The organism is Cobetia sp. D5 (assembly GCF_035666195.1).
Lineage (GTDB): Bacteria > Pseudomonadota > Gammaproteobacteria > Pseudomonadales > Halomonadaceae > Cobetia > Cobetia amphilecti.
This window is the reverse complement of the sequence record NZ_CP142020.1, coordinates 405,740-420,996: the sequence shown is the minus strand read 5'-3', so window position 1 is coordinate 420,996 and position 15,257 is coordinate 405,740. Positions and strand designations below refer to the sequence as shown.

Here is a 15,257-nt window from a genome sequence, read left to right as displayed (position 1 = left end):
GGGCAGTCATTGAAGGTCACACACTGAGACATCCCCGATACGCCCTGACATTCATCCGGCGTCGTCACGCCCGTCAAGGAAGCCTGCATGCCTGAACGCCAGGGCCCTGCCAATGAATATGGCAGCACGCCGCAAAGCCCCCCAGCGACACCCTCGCACCCCAGTGACTACGAGCCCGCGACGGGCCGCCTGCGCGCGCGGCTGTTCCACTGGATCTTCGAATCCGACACCAAGGCGGCCAAGGCCTTCGATATCGGCCTGATCCTGATGATCTTCGCCAGTGTCGCCGTGGTGATGCTCGACAGCGTGCCCTCGCTGAATGCGCAATACGGCGAGCTGTTCCGCATCATGGAGTGGGGCTTCACGATCATCTTCACGCTGGAATACGCCGTCCGCCTCTACTGCCTGAAGCATCCCGGCACCTGGGCCAAGGGCTTCTACGGCGTGCTCGACCTGCTGTCGATCGCCCCCACCTGGCTGTCGCTGCTGATTCCGGGCGCCCAGGCCCTGCTGGTGGTGCGCGTACTGCGTGTGCTGCGCCTGTTCCGCGTGTTGCGCCTGATGGCCTTCGTCGGCGAGGGCCGCATGCTGGTCGAGGCCATGACGCGCAGTCGGCGCAAGATCCTGCTGTTCTTCATCACCGTGCTCAGCATCGTCACGGTGTTCGGCGCTCTGATCTATCTGATCGAGCCGCCCGAGGCCGGCTTCACCTCCATCCCCAAGGCGCTCTACTGGGGCGTGGTGACGCTGACGACGGTGGGCTATGGCGACATCGCGCCCATCACGCCGCTGGGGCAGTTCATCTCGGCGCTGATGATGATTCTCGGCTACTCGATTCTCGCCGTGCCCACCGGGGTGTTCTCGGCCGAGGTCCTCAACGGCCTGCGCATGCAGCAGACCAGCGACGAAGCCTGCCCGGGCTGTGGTCGTGAAGGCCATGATCGCAACGCCAAGTACTGCAAGTTCTGCGGCACCTGGCTGGACGAGGACACCCGCGACCCGCGCGAGCCGGAACCTGAGCCTGAACCGGAACCGGAGCCTGAACCTGAGACAGAGCCGGAGCCCGAATCCGCGCCTGACGCAGAGACGCCATCGGGGGATGAGACCGCCTCCCCAGGCGACGACTCCCCTGACCGCGACCGCAGTTGACGAAGCCGAGAATCACTCAGCACACGACAACTCCTCGGAAATGACAACGCCCCCGCGACCGCAAGGTCCGGGGGCGTCTTCGTATGGCAAGGCGATGTCAGCGCCGTGAAGCGCTACGCTGTCACGATCACTCCGTGAAGCTCGAGATATCGCCGCGCCCTTCGCGCACGATCACCGGCGGCAGCTCGCGCAGGTCCACCACACTGGTGGTCTCGAAGCTGCAGGCGCCACCGTCGATGACCAGATCCAGCGCGTGTCCGAAGCGCTCGCGAATCTCTTCGGCGTCTGTCATCGGCAGCTCCTCACCCGGCGGAATCAGCGTCACGCTCATCAGCGGTTCGCGATGGGTTTCCAGCAGGGCGTGGGTGATGGCGTGGTCTGGCACGCGCACGCCGATGGAGCGACGCTTGGGGTGCAGCAGCAGGCGCGGCACTTCGGAAGTCGCCTGCAGGATGAAGGTGTAGGCGCCCGGCGTGTGACTCTTGAGCAGGCGGAAGATGGCGTTGTCGACCTTGGCGTAGGTGCCGATTTCCGAGAGGTCAGAACACACCAGGGTAAAGTTGTGCTTGTCGTCCAGCTGACGCAGGCGCTTGATGCGCTCGATGGCCTTCTTCTCGCCCAGATGACAACCCAGCGCGTAGCCGGAGTCGGTCGGATAGGCAATCACGCCACCCTGCTGGATGATGGTGACGGCCTGATCGATGAGGCGTTTCTGGGGATTTTCGGGATGAATCTGGAAGAACTGTCCCATGCGGTGCTCCTTGCGTCTGGGCACCAGCCCGGCAGGCGGACTGGCGTCACGGTGATCTCTTGATATCACATGGAGGCAGCGTCGGCCGCAAAAAAGGGCGCAATGCGCGGATGACACCACACGGGCGGCACCTTGGTGCGGGGCGGCGGACTCATGCTGCCGGGCGCCAGCGGGCCGCCAGGGAAGTGGAAGTCACTGCCGACGGAGGCATAGAGCCCCAGCTCATCCAGCTGACGCGCCAGGTCACGCGCGCGATCGATATTCTGGAAGCCGCTGACCAGCTCCGCGCCTTCGCCGCCGGCGGCAATGAAGTCACGCAGCAGCTCGCCACGCTTGGTGCGCGTCAGCTTGTAGCGCATCGGGTGCGCCATCACGGCGATGCCACCATCGGCACGCACCCAGCCCACCGCCTCTTCCATCTCCGGCCAGTGCGCCTTGACGTCGCCTTTCTGACCCGCGCCCAGATGCCGCTTGAAGGCGTCCTGCAGATTGCGTGCAATCCCGGCCTCGACCAGCGCGCGGGCGAAATCCGGTCGTGACAGCGGGCGGTCGCCTGAGCCACTCAGCGTAGCCTGTTCCCGGGCGCGCTCGAAGGCATTCTCGAGCCCGAGCTTTTCCATGCGCGTGGCGATCTCGTGGCTGCGGCGTTCACGCGCCTCGTGCTGCTGCTTGAGACCGGCACTCAGCGCATCGCCGGCGCCCTCGGGCATCAACGCCACGATGTGGATGGTCTGGTTGCGCCAGCGGACCGACAGCTCACAGCCGGGCAGCAACGAGATTCCCTCGGCGCGGGCGGCCTGCTGGGCCTCGAAGATGCCTTCCATGCTGTCGTGATCGGTCAGTGACATGCGTGACAGACCGCGCCGCGCGGCCAGCGCCACCAGCTCTGTCGGTGCCATGCCGCCATCGGAGGCGGTGGAATGCATGTGCAGGTCGATGTCCGGCACCTCGATATCGGAATCGAAGCGCTCCGGCAGCGGGCGAAACTCGATCGGCTTGCGGGATGCGGAAATCGGCGAAGAGTCGGACAGGACGTCGGACACGGGGAACCTCTCGGGATGAACGTCTGTGCCACGCGATGCCTGAGATGCAGGCGATCCAGCGGGCCAGACGTCGGGCAGTATTGGCTGCGATGCGCGCCCGGACACACAGGGGCTTTGTCAGCAGGCAGCAATGGCGGCAGAATGAGCACATGCAGGCAGGGGTGCGCCGCTGGTGTCAGACAGGATACCACTCGCACAGGCCCTTGCCTTCCCGACGGCTGCGTCGTCGTGTTCAGGAGTGCGCATTACCCATGAAGATGTTGCTCGACTTTCTGCCGATCGTGATCTTCTTCGCCGTCTACAAGATGACTGGCGACATGATCATGGCTACCGCCGTGTTGATTCCCGCGACCCTCGCGCAGGTGCTGTACATCTACTGGCGCCACAAGCGCGTCGAGAAGATGCAGCTGGTCACCCTGGCGCTGGTCGTCGTGCTGGGTGGCGCGACCGTGCTGTTCGGCAACAGCTCCTTCATCCAGTGGAAGCCCACCGTGGTCAACTGGCTGTTCGCCGTCGCCTTCCTGCTGTCGCCGCTGTTCGGCGGCAAGCCGCTGGTGGAGCGCATGATGGAAAAGGCGATTCAGCTGCCACGCCCCATCTGGCACCGCCTCAACCTGGCCTGGGTGGTATTCTTCCTCGCCATGGGCGGCCTCAACATCTACGTCTTCAGTCACTATTCGGAAGACATCTGGGTCGATTTCAAGCTGTTCGGCATGCTCGGTCTGACACTGCTGTTCGTCATCGTTCAGGGCGTCTACCTGTCCCGTCACATGGTGCAGGCCCCTCAGGAAGAGAACGCTTCCTCGACCAATTCTCAAAAGGATGATTCGTGATGCTCTACTCCATTGTCTGTCAGGACGTCGAAGGTAGCCTCGAAGCCCGCATGGCGGCGCGTCCGCCGCATCTGGCACGTCTGGAGGCGCTGCATGCCGCCGGTCGTCTGGTCATCGCCGGCCCCAACCCGGCCATCGACAGCGAAGCACCGGGCGAAGCCGGCTTCAGCGGCAGCGTCATCATCGCCGAGTTCGATTCCCTCGAAGACGCCCAGAAGTGGGCCGATGCCGATCCCTTCGTCATCGCCGGTGTCTATGAAAGCGCCGAAGTGAAGCCCTTCAAGCAGACCCTGCCCTAGCCCGGCGCCCGACCGGTCACCTGACCGGCGGTTTCTCACAGACGACGGACAGCCTGGCTGTCCGTCGTCTGCGTTGCAGACCTTGCTCTGCCGCTGTCTCGCTGTGCTGCTCTCCCGCTCGACCTCCTGCCAGGAATGCCCGTGAACGATCACCCTTCCGCCCCCCGCCAGCCCGCCCCCGGCCAGTCAGCTCCTGATCAGGCCGCCTCGTCAGCCCGCCAGGCTTCGGCGCAGGAAGCCTCGGCCACCGCGGCACGCAAGCCTGCCACGACGCCACCGAGCGCGATCGAGCCGGTCACGGCGCCCGGCGTAGTGCCGAACGTGCCACTGGCACCACTGGCGGCATTGGAGGAGGCGCAGCTCAAGTGGGACGACACCGCGCCACAGGCCACCGATTACGGCGATGTGTACTTCTCGATCCACGATGGCCGCGCCGAGACCGTGCACGTCTTCCTCGACAGCAACCGGCTGAGCGAGCGCTTCCGTGACTGGCGGGAAGCGCGCCCCTTCGTGATCGGCGAGACCGGCTTCGGCACCGGCCTCAACATCCTGTGTGCCGCCCAGCGCTTTCTGGCAACGGCGCCCGCCGAGGCGCGCCTGCATGTCGTCTCGGTGGAAAAGCACCCGATGCGTGCCGCGGATCTCGAGCGGGCGCTGTCCGCCTGGCCGGACCTCGCCTCACTGGCGAAGCCGCTGGTCGCTCAATGGCCCGCTGCCGTCCTCGGCGTGCACCGCCTGTGGCTGGATGAGCGCATCACCCTGGACCTGCACTTCGGCGATGCGGTGGAGCGCATGTCGCGCCTGGAAGGAGGCGTGGATGCCTGGTTCCTCGATGGCTTCTCGCCGTCGAAGAACCCGCAGATGTGGTCACCCGAGCTGTTCGCGGCCATGGCGGGTGTCTCGCGTCCCACGGCGACCTTCGCCACCTTCACCGCCGCGGGCTTCGTGCGGCGTGGCCTGCGCGCGGCAGGCTTCGTGTGGCGCAAGGTGCCCGGCCACGGCATGAAGCGCGAGATGATCTGCGGCGAGCTGGACGAACCGACCGCCGCCGCGCGCGCCGAACTGATGGGGCTTGATGCCTCACCCGCATCCACCCATGCCCCCATACAGGAGCACGCGGTGCGTGGCGCCCTTCATCCGCTGCGTCGTGAGCAGCCCTGGACTCAGCCCCCGCAGCCCGCGCCGGTCAGTCGCGAGACGCATGTCGCGGTACTCGGCGCCGGTATCGCCGGCACCAGCTGCGCCGAGGCGCTGGCGCGGCGCGGCGTGAAGGTCACGCTGATCGATGCCGAAGCCCCCGGCGCGCGTGCCTCCGGCAATCGCCAGGGTGCGCTCTACGTCAAGCTGGCCGCCGAGACCAATCCCGCCAGTCGCTTCCAGCTGGCCGCGCTGCAGTACAGCCGGCGCTGGCTGGCAAGCCTCGACCCCGAACAGTCCCTGTGGTCCGCCAGCGGCGTGCTGCAGCTGGCCACCAGCGAGCGTGAGCGCAAGCGCCAGCAGCGCTTCCTCGACAATCACCCGCTGCCCGAGGCGCTGCTCAAGCCGGTCAGCGCCAGCGAGGCCAGTCGAATCGCCGGCAGCGAGATCACCTTCGACGGCCTCTTCTATCCGGTCGCCGGCTGGGTGCGCCCCAGCGCGCTCTGTCAGCACCTCGCCGCCACCCCGGGCATCCGCTTCCTGCAGGCACGCATCGAGGCCATTCAGTCGCTGGAGGCCGAGGAAAGCGGGGCTACTGGCAACGGCGAGCCACGCTGGCAGCTGCAGATCAGCGACGGCACCAGCATTGAAGTCGATCAGCTGATCGTCGCGCTGGGGGAGCAGACTCACCTGCCCGAGCCGCTCGCGCACCTGCCGCTGCAGCCGATTCGCGGCCAGGTCAGCGAGATCACGGTAGCGCCGGAACACGCCGCGCACCTGCCAGCGCTCGACAGCGTGGTCTGCGCCGGTGGCTATGTCTCGCCCTATCAGCGCCACGCCGATGGCAGCGTGACCCTCAGCTTCGGCGCGACCTTCGCCCCGCGCGATGAGGATGAGGCAGTCCGCGAGGCGGACCACGCCGCCAATGTCGCGGAGCTGCGCAGTGCCCTGCCCGCCTTCGTCGCCGCCTGGGAGCAGGCGCGTGGCGTCAGGCTGGAAGACGATGACTGGCAGGGACGTGTCGCCTGGCGCGCCGCCAGCCCGGACAAGAGCCCGCTGGCCGGCCCGGCGCCGGACGCCGCGCAATGGCGTGAGGATTACGCCGCCATGGCCTTCGATGCGAAAAAGCGCGTACCGCAGTCGAGCGGCGCCCATCTGCCCGGCCTGTGGCTCTCCACCGCACACGGCTCACGCGGCTTCACCACCGCCCCGCTGTGCGCTGAGCTGATCGCCTCGCAACTGTGCGGCGAGCCGCTGCCGCTGGAACGCGAACTGGCCGAGCACCTGCACCCGGGACGCCGCCTGATCCGCGATATCGTCCAGCGGCGCTGAGAGGTCGGTATCACTCAGGCCTGACGGCACTGTCTGGACAGGGCCTGACGGTCGATGACCTGATAGGTGAAGGATGGCCGGCCGATCTGACCGTAGTGGAAGGCCTCGCTGAGCATGCCGCAGGCCGCGAGATGGCGCAGGTACTTGCGGATGGTCACTCGCGACATGCCGGTGGCAGGCAGCAGCGCCTCACTGGTGAAGCTGCCTTCCTCGCGCGGCAGCGCCTGGATGGCACTGGCCACCAAGGCTAGAGATGCCGCCGTCACGCCCTTGGGCAGGCGCCCCTCGGGTACCGCGCCCGCAGCGCCGCTGACCAGCCCTTGCACGCCGAAGAGCTGGTCCAGTTGTTGCTGGCTGACTTCACCCTCTAGGCTCTCCAGCTGCTGGCGCCCGCGACGCGCCAGTGCCAACGCCTGCTGAAAACGGGCGAAGCTGAAGGGTTTGACCAGGTAATCGCACACCCCGAGCGCATGTGCGCTGCGCACCGTGTCCGCCTCACTGGCAGCGGTGATCAGGATCACCTGGATATCGGGGGCGGCGTGGCGCCTCAGCCATCGCAACACTTCCAGCCCGCTGCGACTGCGCAGATAGACATCCAGCAGCACCAGGTCCACCGCTTCCTGCGCCAGCACGTCGAGTGCCGTCGCGACATCCTCGCACTGGGCCACCAGGCGCATGCCGTCGATGCGACTGAGGTATTCGACATTGAGACGCATGACCATGGGGTCGTCTTCGACTATCAGCACACGCATGCGCTCTGGCTCCTTCGTTGTGCAAGTTCCGGCCGCAACGCCATCCCGTGATGCGCGGCCCCCTATCAGGGCGCCGCGCCAGTCAGCAGTCGGCAAGGCAGGGTCAGCTCGACCAGGGTACCGCCGCCCGAGGGCGCATAGAGGTGCCATTCTCCCTCGCGCGCGGTCACGATCTCCTGCACCAGCGACAGGCCCAGCCCGCGGCCTTCTCCATGACTGCTCACCCCCGCCATGCGTGCCGTCTGCCTCAGCTCCGTCGGCAGGCCGGGGCCGTTGTCCGCCACGCTGATCGACAACTGCGCCTCTGCCGACGGGTCCAGTGATTCCAGCATCAACCCCAGGGTCACAGACGGGGCGTGAGCGTCAGCGCTCATCTCCTCCAGCGCTTCGAAGGCATTGTCGAGCAGATTGCCGATCACGCTGACCAGATCATGACTCAGGCTACGCTCCAGCACCGGAAACTCGGCCTGCGCACCCTCGTCCTGTGGCATTCCCCACTCAGCGCAGCGGCCATGATGGCATTCGATCTCCAGCTCGACCGCCAGCGTGATGCCACGCTCGCGCGCCTCGCTGTGCTTGCCGATCAGAAGACCTGCCAGCAGAGGGTCCGCGATGCGCTCGGCGGCCGCGGCATCCGCCGGCAACTCCCGCTCCACCAGCAACGCCAGATAATCGCGCAGACCGGCGAGGTCCTGCATCTGCGTCAGGCCCGACAGCACATGCAGCCGGTTGCGGAACTCATGGCGCGCGGCACGCAGTGACTCCGCCTGACGGCGGACGCCGGTCAGCTCCTCGGCGAGGCGCTGCATGCGGTCGTGCTCGCGCAGTACCAGCACGCCGCCCATCAGCAGCTCGCCATCATGCACCCGCTGGCAACGCACCAGCAATCGCCGCCCGCCGTGAGTCACCTGACGCAGGCGGGTCTCTTCCTGTTCGCTCACCGGCTGGCGCGCGACGAGGCACTCACGCATGCCGGTGTCGGGCAGCCAGCCATCAAGGTGCTCTCCCAGCGTCGGCAAGGCCCCCAGCAACTCGCGCGCCGCGGCATTCACCAGCGTGATCCGCCCCTCGGGATCGACCACGATGATGCCCTCTTCCAGGCTGGCCAGCACCGCCTGATGCTCCTCCACCAGCCGCGCGATGGCCGCCGGCTCCAGTCCCTTGAGCTGCCTGCGCAGATAGCGCGCCAGACCCAGTGCGCCCAGCGTGCCGAACAGCATCAACAAACCTAGTCCGAGCAGCAGCTGGCGCTTCTCATCGGCCAGACGCCGCCCCAGGGAGTCCAGCGTGATACCGATGGCCACCGCACCGACGACGGCGCGCTCACCGCTCTTGGACGCATTCGCCATGACCGGAACGAAGCTGCGCAGGCTTTCGCCGAGCGTGCCGCGGGATTCGGAGAGGTAGGAGGCGCCGGCAAGCGCACGCTGTTCGTCGCCACCCTGGAAGGGCTGCCCGATGCGTGCGGGGTCCGGGTGACTGAGCCGCAAGCCATCCGGGCGCATCACCACGATGAAGTCGACGGCATTCTCCTGACGCAGTCGCTCGATGCGTGCCGCCAGGCGGCTGTTCGCGACGGGAGGCGCAGTCTGCGGCGCGCTGGACTCGCTCAGGGCGGAACGCACCTCGGGCAGACGCGCGATGCGCTGGGCAAGAGCGGCAATGCGCTGGCCCTGGATCTCGCGCTGGGTCCGCTCCAGCTGGGCACTGAAGAGCCAGGCCGCGACCAGCAGGCTGACGATCACCATGCCGGCGGCGAGCAATGAGGTCAGCGCGCTCAGCCCGGGTTGAGAATGTCGCAGCACGCCGGACAAGCCATGTGCCCCCTTGGTGGCATGGCCATTCGGCCCGGCGCATGGGCGAGCGGTAGCCGGCGCTTTCATAAGTTTCAAAAGGCTTTCTTTAATTCGCAAAACTTGGCCCTCGGGAGCCACACCGTAAGCTCCCTGTGACGCGCATCCAGTGCGCGAACATGATGTCCCTTCCCCGTCCCAAACGATCCCGCGATGCCACGCCAACGCGTCCGGGCATGACAACAGGTCCTGCAACGACAGAGTGCAGGACAAGGAGCATGCATGACACATTCCTCGCAGACCGCCACGGCCACGCCTGCCGCAGAGTCCCCCTGGCAGAAGACGCGCATCTTCGGCATGTCGCTGCCGATCTTCGCCCTGTCCTTCCTGGTTCTTGTCGCCGCCATCGCCACCGACAGCCTGCCTGCCGGCATGATCGGCGCGCTGCTGGTCATGATGATTCTCGGGGAGCTGCTGGGCTTTCTGGGCGACCGCCTGCCGATCATCAACAGCTATCTGGGTGGCGGCGCCATTCTCGCCATCTTCGGTGCCGCAGCGCTGGTCTACAGCGGCTGGCTGCCGCAGGAAGTCACGGCGAATGTCAGTGAGTTCATGAAGGCCGGTGGCTTTCTGAACTTCTACATCGCGGCGCTGATCACCGGCAGCATTCTCGGCATGGACTCCCGCGTGCTGGTCAAGGTCGGGGCCCGCTTCGCGCTGCCACTGCTGTGCTCGGTGCTGTTCGCGGCGCTCTTCGCGATGCTGGTCGGCTGGGTCATGGGCTTCTCGCCCAAGGATGCCGTCATGGTCATCGCCCTGCCCATCATGGGCGGCGGCATGGGCGCCGGCGCCGTGCCGATGAGCCAGATCTACGAGCAGCTGCTGGGGCAACCGGCCAGCTACTATATCTCGATCCTGGTGCCGGCACTGGCCCTGGGCAATGTCTTCGCCATCATCATTGCCGGGCTGCTCAACGGGCTTGGCAAGCGCTTCCCGTCGCTGACCGGTGGCGGCCAGATGATGCCGGGCGTCAATGTCCGCGAAGAGAAGAGCACGCCTGACCTGTCCCAGCTGGGCATCGGCATGGTGATTGCCTTGAGCTTCTTCGTCGCCAGCCAGATTCTCGGCAAGGTCATTCCGCTGCACCCCTACGCGCTGATGATCATCGCGGTCGCCGTGCTCAAGTGCGCCAACCTGGTACCGGAGAACATCAATCAGGCCGCCGCCCAATGGTTCCGGTTCGTGGCAGGCAACTGGACCTTCGCGCTGCTGTTCGGCATCGGCGTAGCCTATACCGATCTGGGCCAGGTGATCGATGCCATCACCATCACCTACGTGGTGATCGTGTTCGGTGTCGTCGCCGGTGCCGCCTTCGGTGCGGGTCTGGTGGGCAAACTGGTCGGCTTCTATCCCATCGAGTCCGCCATCACCGCTGGCCTGTGCATGGCCAACATGGGCGGCACGGGTGACGTCGCCGTACTCTCGGCGGCCAATCGCATGCAGCTGATGCCCTTCGCGCAGATTTCCTCGCGCCTGGGCGGGGCCTTGATCCTGCTGATCTCGAGCCTGGTCGTGCCGATGTGGTTCGCATGATCCGGCGCATCGCCAGACGCCACTAACCGCACCAACTGGTGCAACAACTGGTGCATCATGAACGACAACGCCCCTGGCCTGTGCCAGGGGCGTTGTCGCTTCCAGCCCCGGGGTCAGGGGCAGGGTCAGGGCATGCTCAACACAGCATGACCGCTGGCCGGGCTCAGTCGCCCTCTTCCTCGTCGTCCGCCAGCTGGCGACCGAAGGACTGCCATTGCTCCAGCGTCATCACCTCGGTGGATTCGGTGCCGATGTCATGGACGATCAACAGCTTGCCGCGTGACAGCTGGCCTTCCAGCTCCGCGACCCAGCCGGCCATGCCTTCGCCGACATCGGTGGTGTCATAGCCCTGACGGGTGACGAAGGCTTCCAGCAGGGCGCGCCGTGTATCGGCGGGCAGCATGGTCTGCGGCACCTCGATGAAGCGGTCCCGCGGGTCCATCTGATCAAGTGGCATCTGGCTCATGGGTAGCTCCTGTCCTTCATCAGGGTGGCGTGGCGCCGCCTGCGGTGCATCATTCAGCGTATCCATACTCATGCATCCTCTCCCGCGCTGTCTTGCGCACTGTCTTGCACATTGGCTTGCGCACTGTCTTGCGGATTGTCCTGCTGTGCATCAGCACCGGACTCCCATTCGGCCAGGCGCTTCACGAAGGTCTCTTCGTCCAGCACCATGAGGCCCAGCTGCATGGCTTTCTCGAGCTTACTGCCCGCTGCCTCGCCGGCGACCACACCGGCGGTCTTCTTCGAGACACTGCCCGCCACCTTGGCACCCAGCGCCTGCAGACGTGCCTTGCCTTCATCACGCGTCATGCTGTCGAGGCTGCCGGTCAGCACCCAGGTCTGGCCTGCCAGCGGCTGGGGGCGCTCACCGATCTCGACCTCTTCCCAGCTCAGGCCGCAGGCGAGCAACGCTTCCAGCGTCTCGTTGTTGGTCGGCTGCTGGAAGAAGGTATGGATATGCGCGGCGACGATGGGGCCGACATCTTCCACTGCCTCCAGCGCGGCCTGATCCGCTGCACGCAGCGCTTCCAGGGTGCCGAAGTGCGTGGCCAGATTCGCGGCGGTGGCTTCACCGACTTCCCGAATGCCGAGGGCGTAGATGAAACGCGCCAGGGTGGTGTTGCGGCTCTTGTCCAGCGAGGCGACCAGATTGGCGGCGGACTTCTCGCCCATGCGCGGCAGCTCGGCGAGCGTGGCAGCTTCCAGGTGGAACAGGTCCGCCGGCGTCTTGACCAGCTCACGCTCGATCAGCTGCTCGATCAGCTTCTCGCCGAGGCCATCGACATCCAGCGCCTTGCGGCTGGAGAAGTGCTTGAGGGCTTCCTTGCGCTGCGCGGCGCAGATCAGCCCGCCCGCGCAGCGTGCTACCACCTCGCCTTCGAGGCGCTCGATCTCGGAGCCACACACCGGGCAGCCGTCCGGCAGCACGATGGCTACACGGCTGGCGCCTTCGCTGGCGACCCGCACCACCTGCGGGATGACGTCGCCGGCGCGCCGAATGATGACACTGTCACCGATCTGCACGCCGAGACGCTCCACCTCGTCCATGTTGTGCAGTGTGGCGTTGGAGACCACCACACCGGCGACCTGCACCGGTGCCAGCCGGGCGACCGGCGTCAGCGCGCCAGTGCGTCCGACCTGAAAATCGACGCCTTCCAGGGTGGTTTCCTGCTCCTGCGCCGGGTACTTGTAGGCGATGGCCCAGCGCGGTGCGCGCGCCACGAAGCCCAGTTCACGCTGCAGACGCAGTGCATCGAGCTTGATGACCGCGCCATCGATGTCGTGATCGAGGCCATCCCGCTGCTCACCGAGGCGGCGGGTGTAGTCGATGATGCCCTGGGCACCGCGCACCACCTCAAGCTGGGGGCTGGTGCGGAAGCCATAGTCGTTGAGCAGCGCCATCAGGCCGGAATGATTCTGGCCGGCCTCGCTGGCGAGCAGCGCATCGTCCACCCGCGCGACCTGGTAGGCGCAGAATTCCAGCGGACGCGAGGCGGCGATATTGGAATCCAGCTGGCGCAGGCTGCCGGCGGCGGCATTGCGCGGGTTGGCGAACACCTTGCCGTCCTCGTCGCGGCCGCGCGCGTTCAGCGCCTCGAAGCCAGCGTGGCTCATGTAGACCTCGCCGCGCACTTCCAGCAGCTCCGGCAGATCATCACCCCGCAGCTTGAGCGGGATCGAGCGGATGGTGCGCAGATTGGTGGTGATGCCTTCGCCGGTGCGGCCATCGCCGCGCGTCACACCTTGCACCAGCACGCCATTCTCGTAGATGAGCGACACGGCCAGGCCATCGAGCTTGGGCTCGCAGCAGAAGCTCAGCTCGTCACCCGCATCCTGGGCGTCTCCCAGCTCCAGCGTTTTCGCCGCACGTTGCACGAAGGCACGCAGCTCATCGTCATCGAAGGCGTTGTTGAGCGACAGCATCGGCACCGCATGCTGCACTTCTTCAAAGCCGCTGGCCGGTGCGGCTCCGACACGCTGGGTGGGCGATTCCGAGCTGATCAGCTGGGGATATTCGGCTTCCAGCGCCTCGAGACGGCGCAGGCGCGTGTCGTAGTCGGCATCGGTCAGCGTCGGATCATCCAGCACGTAATAGCGGTGGCTGGCCTCAAGCAGCTCGCGATGCAGCTGCGCGACCTCCTCCATCACCTTGGCAGGTACGCCTTCCACCGCGGCCGGTGCAGCGGAGCGGGAAGCGCTCGAGGCGTTGGAATCATCGGCGGGCGCCGAAAACAGATCATCCTGGGCTGACATGACACTCACTCGAAACAGTGGCTCGCCAGCACTGCCAGAAGGCAGCGCTGAGCGACCTGAAAACGGGTGGCGACCCCTCCGACCTGATGCACTTGCAAGGGCTTGCAAAGACTTGCAGGCAGAGGGGTCGCCTTGATGCTGCCATTGTACTCAATGTGATCGACAGGCCACACATTCAAGCACTTCGGGCGACTGGCAGGGAGCGTCAAAGGCTGCAAGAGGTCGGCAGGACACGAAAACGCCAACGGCGACCCGAAGGTCGCCGTTGGCGTTCTGGCATGACTGCTCGACTCAGAGAATGGCTGGGGAGTCGATCAGTTGGCCTGGTAGCGATGCAGACGATTGCGACGCTCGAACTCATGCACCTGCTGGCGCTTGAACTCGATGGTCTGGGCCGTCATCACGCTGTGGTTCTCGTCTTTCAGCTCACCACCCAGACGACGCACCAGCAGCATGGCGATCTCGACCATGGTCTCGAAGGCGGCGGAGGTGTCGTCCGCGCCCGGCAGCGGCATCAGGAAGGTGACGCCATCCAGCTGGCTGTCCACCATCTCGGCCGGCTTGAAGATGCCCGGTTTGACCACGTTGGCCATCGCGAACTGCAGCGGGCTGTCGTCGTCATCTTCCTCGTGGCGCAGGAACAGCCCCATCTCGGAATGACGCAGACCACAGGCCAGCGAGATACCCAGCACGTCTTCACCACTGAAGCCTTCATCGCCGCGCGCCATCACCGAGATGATGATGACTTCACTGGCATCAGCCAGGGTGTCACGTGCGAGCTGGTCATCGACCTGATTGCGTTCGGCACGCAGCACCAGCGGATGACGATCATCCTCGGGCGCTGTGGCATCGGCAGCAGGCGCTGTGGCCGCTTCCAGCGAAGGCTCCTGGCGCTGGGAAGCACTGTCGGCGACATCGGCCGGCTTGCCAGCGGACGACGCCTCAGTCCTCGCATCCTGACCTTCCTCGATCTCGGCCATCGGCTCGAGATCATCGGCCTGGGTGGAGGAGACGCTGATGCTGTCGTCCTCGGCGGTGATCACCGGCTTCTCATGGAAGTCGTCTTCGCGCGCCGTCTCGGCCTGCTCACTGGAGGCGCTGCCGAGCACGGGCTCACGATGCGCATCGTCGTGCTCATGCTCATCATCACGCCGTGCGCCCAGACTGGCCGTCACGTCGCGCATCGACTGGCTGGCACGCGCACCGAAGGCAGCCGCACGCTCGCCGAAGCCCTTGCGCTCCGGCGCTTCACGACGCTCCATGGGCTGCGCCGGACGACTCGGTTGAGTCACCCGCGAGGCCTTGATGCCATGAGCATTGTCGAGCACGACATCTTCCTCGTCCTCGGCATGCGTCTCGGAATCGCCAACCACCCGGTAGCCGCCGTTCGGCAGCTCCCAGTTGTCACGTTCTTCCTCTTCTTCCACCGCGGGATTGCCCGCATCGTCGGTGGAATCCTCTGTACCCGCTCGATCCAGTCGGGGTACTCGACGTTGACGTTGGAGCCTGCGCACACCGTCAACGACGATGATTGCGACCAGCACCAACCCCAACAAGATGAGCCACTCTCTCAATTCCATGGGTCATTAGCCTGTTTGCTTGGGCACCATGCACGTGAACAGCATAGCGCGATTGCAGAAAAAGGGGACATTTTTTCGAATGTCAATCCTGTGGTGGTGACCTGCGCAATCGCCCTTCAATTATCCCTGACTGACACTATGACGCAAACTCGTAGTGCTTTCGATCTCTAGATGCAACACGATCTTGCCAACTAGGCCGCCAAGGCGGCCACTGGCTACCGCGCCGGAGGATGACCTT

Annotated in this window: 12 protein-coding genes; 5 read left to right on the top strand and 7 right to left on the bottom strand. The window is 65.8% G+C overall.

Features of this window, described 5'->3' with window-relative positions:
- The first annotated feature begins 87 nt into the window (after positions 1–87).
- A complete protein-coding gene (locus tag U0O11_RS01910) occupies positions 88–1,149 on the top strand; it encodes an ion transporter (RefSeq protein ID WP_324691346.1) in 1,062 nt (353 codons plus the stop codon).
- A gap of 127 nt (positions 1,150–1,276) precedes the next feature.
- Here U0O11_RS01910 and U0O11_RS01905 read toward each other — a convergent pair whose 3' ends face one another.
- Together U0O11_RS01905 and U0O11_RS01900 are read right to left on the bottom strand one after the other, a co-directional pair.
- Positions 1,277–1,900: an L-threonylcarbamoyladenylate synthase gene (locus U0O11_RS01905; protein WP_324691343.1), complete on the bottom strand. Its 624-nt coding sequence runs from the start codon at positions 1,898–1,900 to the stop codon at positions 1,277–1,279.
- Between the two features lie 65 nt (positions 1,901–1,965).
- A complete protein-coding gene (locus U0O11_RS01900) occupies positions 1,966–2,826 on the bottom strand; it encodes a PHP domain-containing protein (RefSeq protein WP_131432877.1) in 861 nt (286 codons plus the stop codon).
- Between the two features lie 368 nt (positions 2,827–3,194).
- Here U0O11_RS01900 and U0O11_RS01895 point away from each other — a divergent pair, with 368 nt between their 5' ends.
- The 3 genes from U0O11_RS01895 to mnmC all read left to right on the top strand — a co-directional run bounded on the left by U0O11_RS01895 (position 3,195) and on the right by mnmC (position 6,544).
- The gene (locus tag U0O11_RS01895) at positions 3,195–3,776 is read left to right on the top strand and encodes a septation protein A (RefSeq protein WP_043333711.1); all 582 of its coding nucleotides are present in this window, start codon (positions 3,195–3,197) and stop codon (positions 3,774–3,776) included.
- On the top strand, positions 3,776–4,075 hold the full coding sequence (locus U0O11_RS01890; protein WP_043333710.1) for a YciI family protein: 300 nt from the start codon (positions 3,776–3,778) through the stop codon (positions 4,073–4,075). Before U0O11_RS01895 ends, U0O11_RS01890 begins: the two co-directional genes overlap by 1 nt.
- A gap of 141 nt (positions 4,076–4,216) precedes the next feature.
- Positions 4,217–6,544, top strand: a complete 2,328-nt coding sequence (gene mnmC, locus U0O11_RS01885) for an FAD-dependent 5-carboxymethylaminomethyl-2-thiouridine(34) oxidoreductase MnmC (protein ID WP_324691339.1) — start codon at positions 4,217–4,219, stop codon at positions 6,542–6,544.
- A gap of 14 nt (positions 6,545–6,558) precedes the next feature.
- On the opposite strand, the gene U0O11_RS01880 is transcribed toward mnmC, so the two are convergent.
- Positions 6,559–7,296, bottom strand: coding sequence for a response regulator (locus U0O11_RS01880; RefSeq protein ID WP_175089931.1), 738 nt, complete (start codon positions 7,294–7,296; stop codon positions 6,559–6,561).
- Positions 7,297–7,361: 65 nt separating this feature from the next.
- Positions 7,362–9,101 carry a sensor histidine kinase gene (locus tag U0O11_RS01875; protein WP_324691334.1) on the bottom strand — a complete coding sequence of 580 codons (1,740 nt, stop codon included), beginning with the start codon at positions 9,099–9,101 and terminating at the stop codon, positions 7,362–7,364.
- A 270-nt stretch (positions 9,102–9,371) separates the two neighbouring features.
- Here U0O11_RS01875 and U0O11_RS01870 point away from each other — a divergent pair, with 270 nt between their 5' ends.
- Positions 9,372–10,682, top strand: coding sequence for a 2-hydroxycarboxylate transporter family protein (locus U0O11_RS01870; RefSeq protein WP_324691331.1), 1,311 nt, complete (start codon positions 9,372–9,374; stop codon positions 10,680–10,682).
- A gap of 163 nt (positions 10,683–10,845) precedes the next feature.
- On the opposite strand, the gene U0O11_RS01865 is transcribed toward U0O11_RS01870, so the two are convergent.
- From U0O11_RS01865 to U0O11_RS01855, 3 genes are all read right to left on the bottom strand, one after another.
- Positions 10,846–11,124 (bottom strand): YheU family protein, encoded by a 279-nt coding sequence (locus U0O11_RS01865; protein ID WP_043333752.1) that lies wholly within the window; start codon positions 11,122–11,124, stop codon positions 10,846–10,848.
- A 92-nt stretch (positions 11,125–11,216) separates the two neighbouring features.
- Positions 11,217–13,331 carry an NAD-dependent DNA ligase LigA gene (gene ligA, locus U0O11_RS01860; protein ID WP_324692486.1) on the bottom strand — a complete coding sequence of 705 codons (2,115 nt, stop codon included), beginning with the start codon at positions 13,329–13,331 and terminating at the stop codon, positions 11,217–11,219.
- Positions 13,332–13,753: 422 nt separating this feature from the next.
- Positions 13,754–14,866, bottom strand: a complete 1,113-nt coding sequence (locus tag U0O11_RS01855) for a cell division protein ZipA C-terminal FtsZ-binding domain-containing protein (RefSeq protein WP_324691329.1) — start codon at positions 14,864–14,866, stop codon at positions 13,754–13,756.
- Positions 14,867–15,257 lie beyond the last annotated feature (391 nt).